This window comes from Frankia sp. BMG5.60, assembly GCF_059428125.1.
The window spans coordinates 6,667,409-6,682,997 of record NZ_CM182091.1 but is presented as its reverse complement, the minus strand read 5'-3'; the positions used below and the strand labels follow the sequence as shown (position 1 = coordinate 6,682,997).

Here is a 15,589-nt window from a genome sequence, read left to right as displayed (position 1 = left end):
GGCCGAAAACCTGCCTGCCTAGGCGCGTAGGGCGGCGCCGGTGCGCTGCGCGGCGAGGTCGACGGCCGCGTCGCGCACCGCGTTCGCCTCGGCGGCGGTCAGCGTCCGGTCCCCCGCCCGCAAGCGCAGGCCGAAGGCGAGTGAGCGCTGCCCGGCGCCGACCTGGGCGCCCTCGAACACGTCAAAGAGGGTCAGCGACTCCAGCAGGTCGCCGGCGCCCTCGCGCAGGGCCTCGGTCACCTCGGCGACCGGCACCCGGGTCGGGACGACGAGCGCCACGTCCCGGTCCGCCGGCGGGTAGGTGGAGATCACCGGCGCCACGACCGGCGGCGCCGCCGTCGCGGCCTCGATGAGGACGTCGACGCTGAGCTCCATCGCGACGGTCCGCGGCGGCAGGCCGGCGTCGCCGAGCACCCGCGGGTGCAGTTCCCCGGCGAAGCCGACGGGGCGGCCGCCGACGGTCAGCTCCGCGCAGCGGCCGGGATGCCACGGCATCGCGTCACCGGCCGTGACGGTCAGCGTGAGCCCGACCGCCTCGGCGACGACCTGCGCGGCGTCGACGGCGTCCGCCCAGTCCGCCTCGCGGCCCGGCGTCGACCAGCCGGCCGGCTCGCGGCGACCGGTGAGCAGTGCCGCGACGTGACGGGCCTGCTTGGGCAGGACCGAGTCCAGCGCGGCGATCTCCTCGGCGGACGGGCGGCGGTCCACCGGCGGCGTCGGCACCCGCACCGGCGCGCCGGGCTGCTCCCGGAAGACCCGGCCGACCTCGAACAGGGCCAGGTCCTGCTGGCCCCGGCCGATGTTGCGCACCGCGGCGGCGATCAGCCCGGACAGCAGGGTCGTGCGCAGGTAGGCGGCGTCCTCGGCGATCGGGTTCGCGACCCGGACCGCCAGGCGCCGCTTGTCGTCCGCGGCCAGACTGAGCGCGTCGGCGGCGTCCGCGGCCACGAACGGCAGGGTCAGCACCTCGGCCAGGCCGGCGTACGCCAGCGCCCGGCCCACCGCCCGGTGCATCCGCTGCGCCGGGGTCAGGCCGCGGCCGGCGGGCAGCAGCGGCAGGGTCACCGGGATCGTGTCGTACCCCTCCAACCGCATGATCTCCTCGACGAGATCCGCGGCCCGGGTCAGGTCGGGCCGCCACGACGGCGGCGTGACGACGAGGACATCAAGATCACCGCCGGCGACGGTGGTGGTGGCCCTGCCGACGGTGGTGGCGCCGGTGACGTCCGGGGTGAAGTCGGTGACGTCCGAGGTGGCGCTGGCGGCGACCACGCAGCCGACGTCGGCGAGGCGGCGGCGGACGACCTCGGCGGAGTACGGCCGGCCGGCGAGCCGCTCGGGCTCGCGCAGGGGCAGCAGCACCGGCGCGACGGCCGGCCGGTGGTCGAGGTCGGTCACCCCCGCAGCGGGGCGGGCGCCGGCGAGCTCGACGAGCAGGTCGACGGCCGTCGCCGCCGCGACCGGGGCGAGCGCCGGGTCGACGCCGCGCTCGAAGCGCCGCGACGCCTCCGAGGACAGCCGGTGACGCCGCGCGGTGCGGGCGACGCTGATCGAATCGAAGTGCGCGGCCTCCAGCACGATGTCGGTCGTCTGCGCGGAGATCTCCGTGCTCGCGCCGCCCATCACCCCGGCCAGCGCGATCGGGCCGGTGTCGTCCGCGATGACCAGGTCCTCGGGGTCGAGGGTGCGCTCGACCCCGTCGAGGGTGCGCAGCGTCTCCCCCGGCTCGGCCCGGCGCACGATGATGGCGCCGGTGAGCTTCGCCCGGTCGAAGGCGTGCAGCGGCTGGCCGAGCCCGAGCAGCACGGCGTTGGTGACGTCGACGGGCACGGAGATCGGCCGCATTCCGGACAACGACAGCCGCCGGGACCAACCCAGCGGCGTGACGGCCGTGGGGTCGACGCCGGTGACCACCCGGGCGACGTACCGGTCGCAGCCCGCGGTGTCCTCGACGACGACCGGGTACGCCTCGCCGGCCGCACCCTCCCCAGCCACGGCCTGCCCGGCCGCAGCCTGCCCGGACCGTGGGGCGCCCGGGTCGGTGAAGGGCAGCGCGAAGGCGGTCGCCGCCTCCCGGGCGATGCCGCGCACCGACAGTGCGTAGCCGCGGTCGGGGGTGACGGCGATGTCGAGGATCTCGTCGGCGAGATCGAGCAGCTCGGTGACGTCGGCGCCGATCGGGGCCGACGGCGGGAGCACGAGGATGCCGTCGTGATCCTCGCCGAGACCCAGCTCCCGGGCGGAGCAGATCATCCCTTCGCTGACGTGGCCGTAGGTCTTGCGGGCCGTGATGGCGAACCCGCCGGGCAGCACCGCGCCGGGCAGGGCGACGGCCACCCGGTCGCCGACGGCGAAGTTGTGCGCCCCGCAGATGACCCCCCGCACACCGAGACTCGACGGCTCGGCGCCGGCCGCGTCCGGATCGGCGGGCTGCGGGGCCACGCGGACCTGGCACCAGCGGACGGCCTTCTTCTTCGTCTCCACGAGCTCGAAGTCGACGATCTCCCCGACGACGACGCCGGAGATATCGCCCCCGACGCCGCGCAGCCCCTCGACCTCGAAACCGGCGCGGATCAGCGCGTCGGCGACCGCCCGGGTGGGCGGCAGCCCCTCGACATACTCCCGCAGCCAGGACATCACGATCAGCATCTGCTCAGACCTCGATTCCGAACGGGAGGCTGAACCGGACGTCACCGTCGACGAAGTCGCGGATCTCCCGGACGTCATGCCTGATCATCGCGGCGCGTTCCAGACCCATGCCGAAGGCGAAACCGCTGTAGCGGGTGGGGTCGACCCCGGTGGCCCGCAGCACGTTCGGATCAACCATGCCGCAGCCACCGATCTCGATCCAGCCCTCGTCCGAGCAGACCCGGCAGGGCTGGCGGGCCGCCTCGCCGCGGCAGGCGAAGCACTGCACATCCAGCTCGGCGGACGGCTCGGTGAACGGGAAGAACGACGGGCGCAGCCGCGTCGACAGCCCGGAGCCGAACAACGCCTGAGCGAAGACCTCCAGCGTGCCGCGCAGGTCGGCCATGGTGATGCCCTCGTCGACGGCGAGCCCCTCGAGCTGGCCGAACACCGGCGAGTGGGTGGCGTCGATGGTGTCGTTGCGGTACGTCCGCCCCGGGCACACGACGTACACCGGCAGCGGCCGGTCGAGCAGGGCCCGGACCTGCACCGGCGAGGTGTGGGTGCGCAGTACCCGGCCGGAGGCGGTGGGCTCGACGTAGAGGGTGTCGTGCTCGCTGCGGGCCGGATGGTCGGGGGCCATGTTCAGGGCCTCGAAGTTGAACCAGTCGTGTTCGATCTCGGGTCCCTCGGCGACCTCGTAGCCCATGGCGACGAACACGTCGACGAGCCGGTCGGACAGCGAGGACAGCGGGTGGCGGGCACCGCGGCGGCGGCGCGCCACAGGCAGGGTGACGTCGACGCGCTCCTCGCGCAGCACACGGGCGTCGCGTTCGGCGGTCAGCTCGGCCAGGCGCGTGTCGTAGGCGACCTGGACCTCGGTGCGGGCGGCGTTGTGCCGGCGGCCGGCGTCGGCACGCTCCTCGCGCGGCAGCGCACCGAGCTCGCGGCGGGCCAGCACCAACGGGGCAGCCGCGCCGTGGACGTGCGCGGTGCGGGCGGCGGCCAGCGCGTCGAGGTCGGTGGCGGCGCGGATCGACTCCCGGGCCGCGGCGACGGCCGCGGCGAGCTGGTCGGGGTCGAGGGCGTGGACCCGGGACGGGTCGACAGTCTCTCCAGGGGCGGGCACGGTGCTCATCCTCGTATCGTTTCGCTGGGCATGAGGTCGCCCGGCCGGAGTGGTCGCCCGGCCGGGAGGGGCCCGGTGGGCGATGGAGGCCGGGAGGCAGCCGCGGCGGCGGCGCGGACCGCGCTCGATGCCGCCCGTCGGCTGCCCGGGGCGCCCGCCGGTCGATCGTGACGCTCGGCCTCAGCCGAACACCGGACCGCCGGCGGGCACGAAAAATCGGAATTCGGCGCCGCCGCCCGCGGCCCGGCCGACCGAGATGGTGCCCCCATGCGCCTCGATCAGTGCCTTGGCGATGTAGAGCCCGAGACCGGTGCCGTTGCCGCGGCTGGCACCGCGCCAGAACTTCGTGAACACGCGCGCGGCGTTCGATTCGGACACGCCTTCGCCCTCGTCGGCCACGCTCACCTCCGTGCCGGTGTCGCTGCCGCGCAGCAGCACCGTCACAGTACCCGCGCCGTGGCGCAGCGCGTTGTCGACGAGATTGTGGAGCACCTGCTCCATCTTGTCCGGATCGACCCACATCTCGGGCAGCTCGCCCTCCTCGCGGACGTCGAACCGCTCGGCGCCCGCCGCCCCGGCGGCGATCTTGCCGTCGACCACCGAGCGCACCCGGCTGGGCAGGTCGACGATCTGCTTGCGGACCTGGATACGGCCCGAGTCGATGCGGGAGACGTCGAGCACCTCGGCGAGCAGGCGGGTGACCCGGTCGGCGTCGGTGTTGACCGTGTTCAGCATGAGCTTCTTCTGCTCGTCGGTGAACCGGTCCCACTTGGCCAGCAGCGTCGCCGTGAAGCCCTTCACGCTGGTCAGCGGCGAGCGCAGCTCGTGGGCGACGGTGGCGACCAGGTCCGCCCGGTTGCGCTCCAGCCGCTCCCGGCTCAGCGTGTCGCGCAGCGACAGCGAGACCCGGGCCAGCCGACCCGCGACCCGGGTGAAGCGGACGGTGACGTGAAAGTCGCGGTCGTGCACGGGACCGGCGTAGGTCAGCCGTCGTTCGGGCTGCCCGATGACCCGCGGCAGCTCTCGGCTGAGCGCGGAGCATTCCCACCAGTCGTTGCCGCGCTCGTCCAGCAGCGGGAGCACCTCGGTGAGGTGCCGACCGACCGCGGCCGGCACGGGCACGCCGATCAACCGGACCGCGGCCCGGTTGAAGACCTCGACCGTGCCGGCGGCGTCGGTGACGACGACCGCGTCGGGCAGCAGATCGAACGCGGCCGCGGGCAGTGGCCCGTCCAGCGCGGCCGAGCCGGCGCCGTCGCCGCCGTCGGCCTCGGCGGGGTCCGCCGGTACGCCGTGATCCTGCGCGGGCTCGTCGTCAGCAGTCATGGCCTCGCCTGATGCCGGGGCGGCGGTGGTGGGCAAGCCGGCCGAGCCGCCCGCCGGGGGAACGGTTGCACCGGCGGGAGCCGGCGGCTGCTGCGCGGTCGGCGCCTGTTCGGATGTCGATGCGACGGTGTTCACCACCGCCGACCACCTCCTCCGGTGCCGTCAGTACCGGACCTACCCGTTCTCTGCGCCCGCGCCGATGCGTATAGGCACAGGGCGGACGCAACCGCAAGATTCAGGGACTCGGCCTGACCGTACACCGGTACCCGCAACGCCGCGTCCGCGGCGGCCAGACCGGCGGGATCGAGACCGTGCGCCTCGTTGCCAAACAACCAGGCAGTGGGCCCGTCGAGCTCGCCGGCGTCTACCGCGGTGTCGAGATCACGCTGCGCGGAACCCGAGGTCGCGACGATTCGGCACCCCCGTGCGCGCAACCCCGCCACCACGTCGGCGAGCGTCGGTTCGACGATCACCGGGAGGTGGAAGTGGCTGCCGGCCGACGACCGCACGCACTTTCCGCCGAACGGGTCGACGCCGCCGCCGGTGAACACCACCGCGTCCGCCCCGGCCGCGTCCGCGCTGCGGATCACGGTGCCGGCGTTGCCCGGGTCGTTCGCGGCCACGCACACCGCCACCAGTCGGGGGACGGCCAGGTCGGCAAGCCGGTGACCCGGCAGAGCGGCGACGGCGACGAGCCCCTGGGGGGTGACCGTCTCGGACAGCGCCGCCGCGGCCTCGTCCGTCACGAGCCGGACGGGCACCGCGGCGGCGCGCAGCAGATCGTCGTGGCGGCCCGCCGCCGACACACCCACGAACACCTCGAGCAGGCCGCCCGCGGCGATGGCCGCGCCGACGGCCTGCGCCCCCTCGACGAGGAAGCGGCCCTGCTCCCGGCGCTCCGCCGGGCGCCGCAGGCGCCGGGCGGCACCGACCCGGGCCGACCGCAGCCCGGCGACCGGCCCATGATCGGGCGACGGGAGCACGCGGGCGGCGGGCACGGGTCGGCGTCGCGACGGGCTCAGGCGGCGGTCGGCTCCGGCGCCGCCGCCAGGGCCGCCCGGGCCACCTCGACCAGCGCGGTGAAGGCCGCGGCGTCGTTGACCGCCAGGTCGGCGAGGATCTTGCGGTCCACCTCGACGCCGGACAGCTTCAGACCCTGCACGAAGCGGTTGTACGTCATGCCGTTGGCCCGCGCCGCAGCGTTGATCCGAGTGATCCACAACTGCCGGAAGTCGCCCTTGCGCGCGCGACGGTCCCGGTAGGAGTAGGTCATCGAGTGGAGCATCTGCTCCTTGGCCTTGCGGTAGAGCCGCGAGCGCTGGCCCCGGTAGCCGCTGGCCTGTTCGAGGACCGTACGGCGCTTCTTCTGGGCGTTGACCGCCCGCTTCACGCGTGCCATGAGGGCACCTGTCTCCTTCGTTCGGGTGCATCCGGCCGGCCGGACCGGGATCGATCACCGCGCTGGGTGCGCCGGTGTCACCGGGGCCGGATTCGTCAGCGGGGCGCGCTCAGCGGGCGAGAAGGCGCTTGATTCGGCCTGAGTCCGCCTTCGTCAGCGGCACCACGCCGTCCAGCCGACGGGTACGGCGGCTGGACTTGTGCTCCAGCAGGTGGCGGCGGTTGGCCTTCTGGCGCACCACCTTGCCGGAGCCGGTGATCCGGAACCGCTTGCTCGCGCCGCTGTGGGACTTCTGTTTGGGCATGTCGACATCCTGACGGTTTACGGGGGGTGGTCGAGCGGTCGGCGCGGCGAGGTCCGGACGGTGGGGACACCACCGCGCGGACCCACCGACGTCGGGTCAGACGTGGCCAGCCGATTCCGGCAGCCGCTGCGGCTTGGAACCCTTGTGCGGGGCCATCACCATCGTCATGTTCCGGCCGTCCTGCTTGGGCTGGGCCTCCACGTAGCCGAGGTCGGCCACGTCGGCGGACAGCCGCTGGAGCAGGCGGATGCCAAGCTCCGGCCGGGACTGCTCCCGACCGCGGAACATGATGGTGATCTTTACCTTGTCACCGGCTCGCAGGAACCGCACGACGTGACCCTTCTTGGTCTCATAGTCGTGCGGATCGATCTTCGGCCGCAGCTTCATTTCCTTGATGACGGTCTGGACCTGGTTCTTCCGAGCTTCCCGACGCTTCTGGTCGGACTCGTACTTGAACTTCCCAAAGTCCATCAGCTTGCAGACCGGAGGGCGGGCGGTCGGCGCGACCTCCACGAGGTCGAGATCGGCCTCCTGCGCCATGCGCATGGCCTCGCCGATCGCAACGATGCCGATCTGCTCGCCTTCCGCGCCGACGAGGCGTACCTCGGGGACGCGGATCCGGTCATTGATACGGGACTCTGTGCTGATGTGTTCCTCCGTTGCTCGACGCGCGGGCGTGACCTCACCGCAGCGGAGCACCGAGCCTGGCCGCACCAGGCTCCCGGCCGACAACCGCGGGAACGGCTCGGCCGACCGGCGACCCGGCTACCGTGGCCACGGCCCGGAACTCGGGCCGGTCGACACTCTGACACCCCGTGGAGGCAGCGCCAGTCGGCAACATCGGGTGGAGGGCGAACCCCCGCTTGGTCCTGCCGGACAGGCTCCGTGCCCTCGCCAGGACCGTCACGAACGACGGCACCATCGGATGGGTGGAACCAACCGGCAATCGGTCTGAGGCCAAGAGTAGCACCACACCGCCGGGCAGGACGATCACGGCGGCGACCGGCCGCCCCGAACGGGCGCGGCGACCGCGATCCGAGTGCCGACAGGCGGGGACGATCCGGGCGACGGCCGGCCCGCGGGGAAGCGATCCGGCCCGCGGCCCGGACCCTCGCGGCCGGCGGGGTGGCTCAGCGGTGCGGCCGCCAACCCCAGCGCCGCTCGGAGCGCAGGCCACGGCCCAGGAGCCGACGCACCGCCCGGGCCTGTCCCGGCCCGACCAGCAGCACCGCCACCGCGCGCGCGTCCGCGGGTTCGGACCCGCCGAGCTGGCCCGCCGGGCCCGCCACGCCCGCCGAGGCCGTCGGGCCCGCCGAGGCCGAGCCGCTGGTGCCGGGAGTCGTCGCCAAGAGCTGGGACAGCCGACGGGCGATCGACTCCCCCGCCGCGGGCGTGTCCCCCGCCGAGCCGTGGACGGCGACGGCGAGCACGGGTCGCGGCGCCGCCGCGCCGGGCTCCACCAGTTCGGCCGGCCAGGCCTCGACCCGTTCCGTGATCGCCCGCAGGGCCACCCGCACCCGGGGACGGGCCAGCGGTCCGCCGGGCTCCGCCGGCCGCCGCAACGCCGTCAGGGTGACGTCGACGGACGGATCAGCCCGCCCCACGCCCGACGGCGCATCCGCACCATCGGCGACAACCCCACCACCCGCGGCAACCGCACCTCCCGCGGCAACCGCACCACCGGCGACGTCCGAGCTGTCGACCGCACCCGCACGATCGACGGCGACCGTGCGGTTGGCTCGATCGACTCGATCGGCATCGGCGGCGGCATCCGGACCAACCGGGATGTCGTCGCCGCCGGGACCGACCTCCAGGCTGGTCGAGTACGGGCCGGCGACGTCGATCACCACCGAGTCGAGGCCGAGCCGGACCGCCTCCGCCCAGGCGTCCGGGGCGGCCACCGGCACGGGGCGGGCGGCCCCACGCCAGGCGGCGAGCGTCGCCACACTGGAGAAGATCGGCAGCGCGGTGGCGCCGGACGGGGTGCGCAGGGTGGCCAGCGCCATCTCACTGGTCTTGTCGGCGCCGGTGGTGGCGTCGGCCGAGGTGAGCATGGCCTCGATCGCGACGAAAACCCGGGCGCGGCGCAGGGCGGCGGTCAGGGCGGCAGGATCGACGCGACCGGTCGGGCCGCCGGCGGCGAGCACCCGGACGAGGGCCTCGTCGGCTGCCCCGTCGTCTCCCTGCCCGGCCGGAGTCAGCAGATGGCGTGCCATTCCCCGCAGCCTAAACGCCGCAGCGCCGGGCGGCCCCGCGGCCGCCGGTGCCGGACCGGCATGGAACCGCCCCCCCATCGCCGCCCCGCCGCCGGGACCACCCGGACCACCCGGGGCCGGCGCGGTGGGTGCGTCAGGCCCCCGAGGGCCAGGCAGCGATGCGAGCCTGTGGCTCGGTGGCGGCGAGAGCGGGGCGGGCGAGGGCCGCCGCCGGCTGGGAACCGGGCAGCGGGGCGGTGGCGACCGCACCGGCGAGGCGTTGGAAGGCGAACCTGGTTCGCCTGCGCAGGCGGAACCAGTTGATCGGACGGCTGTCGGCCAGCGCCGCGTCGAACGGCACCGGCACCGTCATGTACGCCCGGTCCTCGAGATGGTCCAGGCGCATCCGGGCGCCGCGGCTGAGCCGGGACGGGTAGGTCTCCACGATGGCGACGATGACGGTGGCGGCGAGGTCGCCGCGGCCGGCCGCGGTGAGCGCGGTCAGCGCGTCGTCCGCACCCGCGATCTCCGCCTCCCCGGCGCGGACGGTCAGCACGAGCAGGTCCGCGCGGGCGAGCAGGGTGGCGGGCACCGGCTGGTTCCAGCCCGGCGGCGCGTCCGCGACGACGGCCGGGTACCAGTGGCCGAGCAGGTCCAACGCCCAGGCCAGCTCCTCGGGCAGCAGGCCGGGGCCGGCAAGGTCGCGCATCCCGGCGAGCACCTCCAGCCCACCCGACCCGTCCGAGGCCAGGAAACGGCGGACGTCCTCGAGTGAGGAGACCGGCGGACGGGCGCCGGCCAGCTCCCGTAGGCCGACCCCCGGGGGCATGAGACCGACCCGGTGCGCGAGCAGGCCGCACTGGTCCGGGGAGGCGTCGACGGCGACGACCCGGTGGCCATGGTGCGCAGCCATCGCCAGGCCCAGCCCGGCGGCCACGGTCGTCCGTCCGCCGCCGCCGCCGAACCCGCCGACCAGCACCCGCCGGCCCCCGGCCCGCGGACGCTGGTAGACCAGGCCGTCGGCGCCCATCGGCGCCGCGCTCACCGCCGTGGCGGGCGCGGGCTGCGGAACGGCTCCAGCGGCCCGAGGCGCGAGGACCGCACCCGCCGATCGGACCGGCGCCGCGGGAACCCGCCGGACCGGCATGTTCGGCGGGGGCGGGGGAAGCGCGGGCGCTGCGGAGATCGGCTCCGCCCACGGGCCGGCGGCGGCGGACGCCTCGGCGGCCCGCCAGGAGTCGCCGGCGGCCGGATTCCCCGCCCCGCCCTGCCCGCCGGCTCCGCCCCGCCCATCGGCTCCGCCCTGTCCGTCGGCTCCGCCCTGTCCGTCGGCCCCATCCCGCCAGCCAGCCCCCTCCCGCGCGCCAGCCCCAGCCGCACGGTCGGCCGCGACGCCATCACTGAAAACGACGATTTCATCACTTCGAGTGACACCGCGAGTCGGGGTGCCATCGCCGGTCGGGGTGCCATCGCCGGTCGGGGGGAACAGGCCGGGCCGGGTCAGGTCCGGGGTCTGGAGTGTCCGGGCCGGCAGGAGGGCCGCGCCCGGGCGGGTGACGTCGAAGCGGTTCGTCTCCCCCTGGTGCGAGGAGGCGGACTCCTCCATCGCGGGCCGGGGCGGATAGGGCACGCCCGGCGCCGACGGGCTCCCCTCCGGCACCTGCCACGGCGCGGCGGGGTTGGCGGACGAGGGCAGCGGCGGAAGCTCCGGTCCGGCCGGGGCCGCAGCCGGGTAGACGGGGGCCGCAGGGGGGACGGCGGCCTGGCCGTAGTCGGCTCCGGAGGGGCCGAACAGGGGGTCGGCCGGCCGGTACGGGTAGGCAGGGGCCGGCAGGTCGGCCTGCGATGCCGGCATGACGTCCGGATACGGCAGGGGCAGCGCAGACCGGGACGGTTCGATGGGCACGGGCCCGGCCGAGGCCTGGTCGACCTGCGTGGAGCGGGGCACAGCGGCCCACCGCTGTGCGGGCTGTTCGGTGGCCGAGCCGCTGTCGGCGTCTTCGGTGCGTTCCGGTCCCGGGGCGGCAGGTGTGGCACCCGGCGGGAGGAGCGAGCCGGCCGCGGGCACGAGGACCGTCATGCTGCCCCAGCTCTCACCGGGCGGCGGAACCGTGGGAGGCGGCGGAACAACCGGAACCGGCGGGGAGACGTTCGGCGGCATCACCGTGGCGCTGGGCGGCGGAGGTACCGGAAGAAACGGGACGCCCCCGCCAGCAGCCTCGGCGGGCGAGACGGCGTTCGTGGCCGGCGGGAGGACCAGGCCGCCGGGGGCCGGCGCGGCGGCGGGGCGGCCGGCGTCCCCGGCCGATCTCGGAGCCTCGCCGGGCGGCGGGGGGAGGAGCAGGCCACCGGGGGCGGCCGGCGTACCGGAGCCGCCGGTCGCCGCCGGGGGGGATACCGGCCGCGGTGCGGGCGGCCACGGCGCGGCAACGGCGTCGTACGCACCCGCCGGCGGATCCGCGGACGGCGGTGCGGACGGCAGGGGCGGTGCGGACGGCGGGGGCGGTGCGGACGGCGACGGGTGGGCGGGGACCGCAAGGTCCGGCGTCCACCCGGGCCGGCCCGGGACTGGCGCGCCGAGGTGACCCCAGCCCGGCAGGTCCGGGGGCGTCGCGGGGAGTCCGTCGGTCGCGGTCGGCCAGCCGCCGCCGATCGTGGGCGCCCAGCCGCTGGCCGGTGGGATCGGACCGCCGGCGCCGGGGCCGGCGGCCGGAGGCGACGGGAGCGGGCGCGCCGGCCTGTCCGGGGTGGACGCGGCCGCCTCCCCGCCGTCAGACGGCGCAGGATGTGGCGACCACGGGGGCAGCGGGGGCAGCGGGGGCGGCGAGGGCGGCGAGGTCCGATCGTCGGAGTGGTAATCCGGGGGACGGGCGGGCGGGGAGGTCCGGTCGGCGGGCGGCCGGGTCTGCGGGGGCCGGGTCTGCCCGGTTCGGACGGGAGTCGAGGCGGAAGGAGACGGCAGGGGACCAGAGGCGCGATCTCCCGGCAACCCACCGGGAAGCCCACTTCCGGGCTCGACCCGCGGCACGCCGGGGCGCGTCCGGGTGGGGCGCCGGGTGACCAGGGCGTTGCGCGGCGACTGCGGCTCGGTCAGCCGCAGGCCGAGCAGGGAGATCGGACGGGCGTCCCCGCCGCCCGCGCCGGGAGCGTCCGGATCGGCGGACCGGGCCGAGACGTCGAGGCCGTCCCGGTCGGCCCCGGACGGATCGACCGGCGCCGCGGTGTCGTCATCGTCCCGGCTCCCACCATGACCCGCCATCCGTGCCACCCCGCCCCCATCTCCGGACCGACTCCGCTGGACGACACCGGAGCGCGAGGCAACCGCTACGGCGTGGCATCACGGTCTCGCGTCACCCACTGCCCCGACAAGAGTTCCAGGATGATCCAGATAGCCGGAAACAGACCCACGAGCAGCGAACACACCACCGGCACACTCGATCCACTCCGAATCGCCATGCGATGGCAACACCATACCGACGTCATGTCACCGGGACGGATCGGGCTCGTACCGTCCGTGCGACATGAAGATGCGGACGGCCACCGCCCCCCGCGGGGACGGTGGCCGGACGGCGGCCGGCAACGCCGGTCGGGAGGCTGAAGTCGATGCGGTCAGCCGGCAAGGGCCAGTTCGCGCAGCACCGCCGCGGTGTCGAGGGCGGCCAGCGTCGCCTCCCGGCCCTTGTCCTCACTGGAGCCGGGTAGCCCGGCCCGGTCGCGGGCCTGGTCGACCGTGTCGCAGGTGAGCACGCCGAAGCCGACGGGGACCCGGGCGTCGAGGGTGACCCGAGCCAGCCCCGCGGTGACGAACTGGCAGACGTAGTCGAAGTGTGGAGTGCCGCCACGAATGACCACGCCGAGGGCGACCACCGCGTCGTGCCGCTGGGCCAGCGCCGCGGCGACGACGGGCAGCTCGACCGCGCCGGAGACCCGCACGACGGTCGGCGCCGTCGCGAGCCCGGTGTCCTTGGCCGCGTGCAGCGCCCCGGCCAGTAGCGCGTCGGTGATCTCGGCATGCCAGCGGGTGGCGACGATCGCCAGCCGCAGCCCGGCCACCGGCGGGAGCACCTCCTGCGGCGCGCCGGAGCCGCTCACAGACCCTCTCCGTCGGAGAGATCCACGCCGGCCGGGGAGCTGCCGGCGCCGCCCGGGACGGCGGCGCAGCCGGAGGTCGCGGGCACCCGTGCGGGGCTCGGCGCCCAGCGGCCGCCGGCCGGCTCGTCCTCCCCGACGGCGCGGGCCAGCCCGGGCAGGACGTGGCCCATCCGGTCCCGCTTGGTCGTCAGGTACCGCAGGTTCTCCGGGGTCTGGGTGACCGGCATGCCGATGAGCTCCACGATGCGCAGCCCGTAGCCTTCCAGGCCGGCCCGCTTGGTCGGGTTGTTCGACAGCAGTCGCAGGCCGCGCACCCCGAGGTCGACGAGGATCTGCGCGCCGGTGCCGTAGTCGCGGGCGTCGGCGGGCAGGCCGAGCGCGAGGTTGGCGTCCACGGTGTCGTGGCCGGCGTCCTGGAGCTGGTAGGCCCGCAGCTTGTGCATCAGGCCGATGCCGCGGCCCTCATGTCCCCGCACGTAGAGGACCACCCCGCGCCCCTCGGCCGCGATCATCCGCAGGGCCGCGTCGAGCTGGGTGCCGCAGTCGCAGCGCCGCGAGCCGAACACGTCGCCGGTGAGGCACTCGCTGTGCACCCGCACGAGGACGTCCTCGCCGTCGCCCAGCTCGCCGCGGATCAGCGCGATGTGCTCCACCCCGTCGAGGATGTTGCGGAAGCCGACGGCGCGGAAGGTGCCGTAACTGGTCGGGATCGTCGCCTCGGCGACCCGCACCACCTGCTTCTCCGTCCGCCGACGGTAGGCGATGAGGTCGGCGATCGAGATCAGCAGCAGGCCGTGCTCGCGGGCGAACGCGGCGAGCTCGGGCAGGCGCGCCATCGTCCCGTCGTCGTTGACGATCTCGCAGATGGTGCCGGCCGGGCGCAGCCCGGCGAGCCGGGCCAGGTCGACGGCCGCCTCGGTGTGGCCCGGCCGCCGCAGCACGCCGCCGTCCTTGGCCCGCAGCGGGAAGATGTGCCCCGGCCGGCTCAGGTCGCCCGGAACCGTGTCGGGGTCGGCGAGCAGCCGGATCGTGCGGGCCCGGTCCGCGGCGGAGATGCCGGTGGAGACGCCCTCACGGGCGTCGACGGTGATGGTGAACGCCGTGCCCATCCGCTCGGTGTTGTGCGGGACCATCTGGTCGAGCTCGAGCCGGTCGGTGTCGACGGCGTCCATCGGCACGCAGATCACCCCGGAGGTGTAGCGCGTCATGAACGCGACGAGCTCGGGGGTGGCCGCCTCGGCAGCGAAGATCAGGTCACCCTCGTTCTCCCGGTCGGCGTCGTCGACGACGACGAGCGGCCGGCCGGCCGCGATCTCGGCGAGGGCGTCCTCGATGGAGGCGAACGTCACGTCGACGTCGACGTCGCCGGCCGCCGGACCTGCGCCGGTCGCGGACGCCCCGGAAACGGCCGTGGGCAGCACGGGGACGGGCGGGGTGGGGATGGCCGTCGAGGAGGCGCCGGCCGCGGATGTGGTCATCGGGACAGTCCGTTCGGGTCGATGGGGCCGGCATGCAGCTTCTCGACGTACTTGGCCAGCACGTCGACCTCGATGTTGACCCGGGCACCCGGTGCGCGGCGACCGAGCGTGGTCAGGTCGAGGGTGGTGGGGATCAGGCTGACCGTGAACGTCGCCGGGGAGTCGCCCCCGGCCGGGGTGACCTCGACGACGGTCAGGCTGACGCCGTCGACCGTCACCGAGCCCTTCTCCACGAGGTAGCGGTCGAGGCCGGCGGGCAGAGCGATGCGGACGACCTCCCAGTGCTCGTCGGCCTGCCGGTCGACGACGACGCCGACGCCGTCGACGTGCCCCTGGACGAGGTGGCCGCCGAGGCGGTCGGCCAGCCGGACGGGCCGTTCGAGGTTCACCGGATCACCGACGGCGAGCTCGCCGAGGGAGGACCGCACGAGGGTTTCGCGCATCACGTCAGCCGTAAACGTCGCGGACGCCGCGATTGTGCCGGCGGGACCCGCGCGCCCGGCGCCGGCTGCCGGCACGCCGCCGCCCGGATCGACGGCAGCCAGATCCGCGGCAGCCAGATCAGTGCCGGCCGAATCGGAGCCGGCCTGCTGGAAGGTGGTCACCGTGAGACACACGCCGTTGACGGCGATCGAGGCGCCGTGGGTCGCGTCCGCCAGTACGGTCTGACAGGCAATGGTGAGCGCCGCCGACTCCGGCCGCGCATCCACCGCAGCCACCACGCCGAGCTCTTCAACGATGCCGGTGAACATCCGACTCGCGCCCTTCGGTCCCGGGCACCGCTCCCCGGTTTCGGGGGGTTCCCACGCGGGACCTGTCGGCATGCGCACGCCGACGCGCGCCCGCGGACGGCGACGGCCACCCACGGGCACTCGGCCCGCGCGCGTCCTCCCATCCGGACTTTGACCGTCGGTCCCGGAATTCCACCGGATCAACCGTCCCAGTACCTGCGGACGGGTCGCGGACTATCACCGCCGGTTCGGAGTTTCACCGACCCCGGAGCGCGCGTGCTGCTGGTTGTACTGCCCCAAGTCTGAC

At 75.1% G+C, this 15,589-nt stretch carries 12 protein-coding genes and 1 riboswitch; all 12 genes read right to left on the bottom strand.

All coding sequences use genetic code 11. The features are described from left to right. Positions 1-18: 18 nt before the first annotated feature. The gene (locus AC5R91_RS27405; RefSeq protein ID WP_495394164.1) at positions 19-2,649 is read right to left on the bottom strand and encodes a phenylalanine--tRNA ligase subunit beta; all 2,631 of its coding nucleotides are present in this window, start codon (positions 2,647-2,649) and stop codon (positions 19-21) included. A gap of 4 nt (positions 2,650-2,653) precedes the next feature. Beyond that, complete coding sequence (gene pheS, locus AC5R91_RS27400) at positions 2,654-3,757, bottom strand: phenylalanine--tRNA ligase subunit alpha (RefSeq protein WP_495398072.1); 1,104 nt, start codon at positions 3,755-3,757, stop codon at positions 2,654-2,656. A 180-nt stretch (positions 3,758-3,937) separates the two neighbouring features. Continuing rightward, positions 3,938-5,083: a sensor histidine kinase gene (locus AC5R91_RS27395; protein WP_495394163.1), complete on the bottom strand. Its 1,146-nt coding sequence runs from the start codon at positions 5,081-5,083 to the stop codon at positions 3,938-3,940. Between the two features lie 131 nt (positions 5,084-5,214). Then, entirely contained in the window at positions 5,215-6,081 is an 867-nt protein-coding gene (locus AC5R91_RS27390) for a TrmH family RNA methyltransferase (RefSeq protein ID WP_495394162.1), read from the bottom strand. A 20-nt stretch (positions 6,082-6,101) separates the two neighbouring features. Beyond that, a complete protein-coding gene (gene rplT / locus AC5R91_RS27385; protein ID WP_009742815.1) occupies positions 6,102-6,482 on the bottom strand; it encodes a 50S ribosomal protein L20 in 381 nt (126 codons plus the stop codon). Positions 6,483-6,591: 109 nt separating this feature from the next. Further along, complete coding sequence (gene rpmI / locus AC5R91_RS27380; protein WP_495394161.1) at positions 6,592-6,786, bottom strand: 50S ribosomal protein L35; 195 nt, start codon at positions 6,784-6,786, stop codon at positions 6,592-6,594. Between the two features lie 96 nt (positions 6,787-6,882). After that, entirely contained in the window at positions 6,883-7,500 is a 618-nt protein-coding gene (infC, locus tag AC5R91_RS27375) for a translation initiation factor IF-3 (protein ID WP_495394160.1), read from the bottom strand. A 416-nt stretch (positions 7,501-7,916) separates the two neighbouring features. Then, positions 7,917-9,002 carry an SseB family protein gene (locus tag AC5R91_RS27370; RefSeq protein WP_495394159.1) on the bottom strand — a complete coding sequence of 362 codons (1,086 nt, stop codon included), beginning with the start codon at positions 9,000-9,002 and terminating at the stop codon, positions 7,917-7,919. A 133-nt stretch (positions 9,003-9,135) separates the two neighbouring features. After that, positions 9,136-12,240 carry a hypothetical protein gene (locus AC5R91_RS27365; protein ID WP_495394158.1) on the bottom strand — a complete coding sequence of 1,035 codons (3,105 nt, stop codon included), beginning with the start codon at positions 12,238-12,240 and terminating at the stop codon, positions 9,136-9,138. 350 nt (positions 12,241-12,590) lie between these two features. Further along, on the bottom strand, positions 12,591-13,073 hold the full coding sequence (ribH, locus tag AC5R91_RS27360) for a 6,7-dimethyl-8-ribityllumazine synthase (protein WP_495394157.1): 483 nt from the start codon (positions 13,071-13,073) through the stop codon (positions 12,591-12,593). Beyond that, positions 13,070-14,551 carry a bifunctional 3,4-dihydroxy-2-butanone-4-phosphate synthase/GTP cyclohydrolase II gene (locus tag AC5R91_RS27355; protein ID WP_495394156.1) on the bottom strand — a complete coding sequence of 494 codons (1,482 nt, stop codon included), beginning with the start codon at positions 14,549-14,551 and terminating at the stop codon, positions 13,070-13,072. The genes ribH and AC5R91_RS27355 overlap by 4 nt, the downstream gene beginning before the upstream one ends. Then, positions 14,548-15,303: a riboflavin synthase gene (locus AC5R91_RS27350; RefSeq protein ID WP_495394155.1), complete on the bottom strand. Its 756-nt coding sequence runs from the start codon at positions 15,301-15,303 to the stop codon at positions 14,548-14,550. Before AC5R91_RS27350 ends, AC5R91_RS27355 begins: the two co-directional genes overlap by 4 nt. 127 nt (positions 15,304-15,430) lie before the next feature. After that, positions 15,431-15,560: riboswitch (FMN riboswitch) on the bottom strand. Positions 15,561-15,589 lie beyond the last annotated feature (29 nt).

Bases quoted from the DNA above. Each gene is read 5' to 3' on its own strand.
- AC5R91_RS27370 (WP_495394159.1), bottom strand. From the start codon at position 9,002: ATGGCACGCCATCTGCTGACTCCGGCCGGGCAGGGAGACGACGGGGCA.
- AC5R91_RS27405 (WP_495394164.1), bottom strand. From the start codon at position 2,649: ATGCTGATCGTGATGTCCTGGCTGCGGGAGTATGTCGAGGGGCTGCCG.
- AC5R91_RS27365 (WP_495394158.1), bottom strand. From the start codon at position 12,240: ATGGCGGGTCATGGTGGGAGCCGGGACGATGACGACACCGCGGCGCCG.
- AC5R91_RS27350 (WP_495394155.1), bottom strand. From the start codon at position 15,303: ATGTTCACCGGCATCGTTGAAGAGCTCGGCGTGGTGGCTGCGGTGGAT.
- rpmI (WP_495394161.1), bottom strand. From the start codon at position 6,786: ATGCCCAAACAGAAGTCCCACAGCGGCGCGAGCAAGCGGTTCCGGATC.
- AC5R91_RS27355 (WP_495394156.1), bottom strand. From the start codon at position 14,551: ATGACCACATCCGCGGCCGGCGCCTCCTCGACGGCCATCCCCACCCCG.
- AC5R91_RS27395 (WP_495394163.1), bottom strand. From the start codon at position 5,083: ATGACTGCTGACGACGAGCCCGCGCAGGATCACGGCGTACCGGCGGAC.
- rplT (WP_009742815.1), bottom strand. From the start codon at position 6,482: ATGGCACGCGTGAAGCGGGCGGTCAACGCCCAGAAGAAGCGCCGTACG.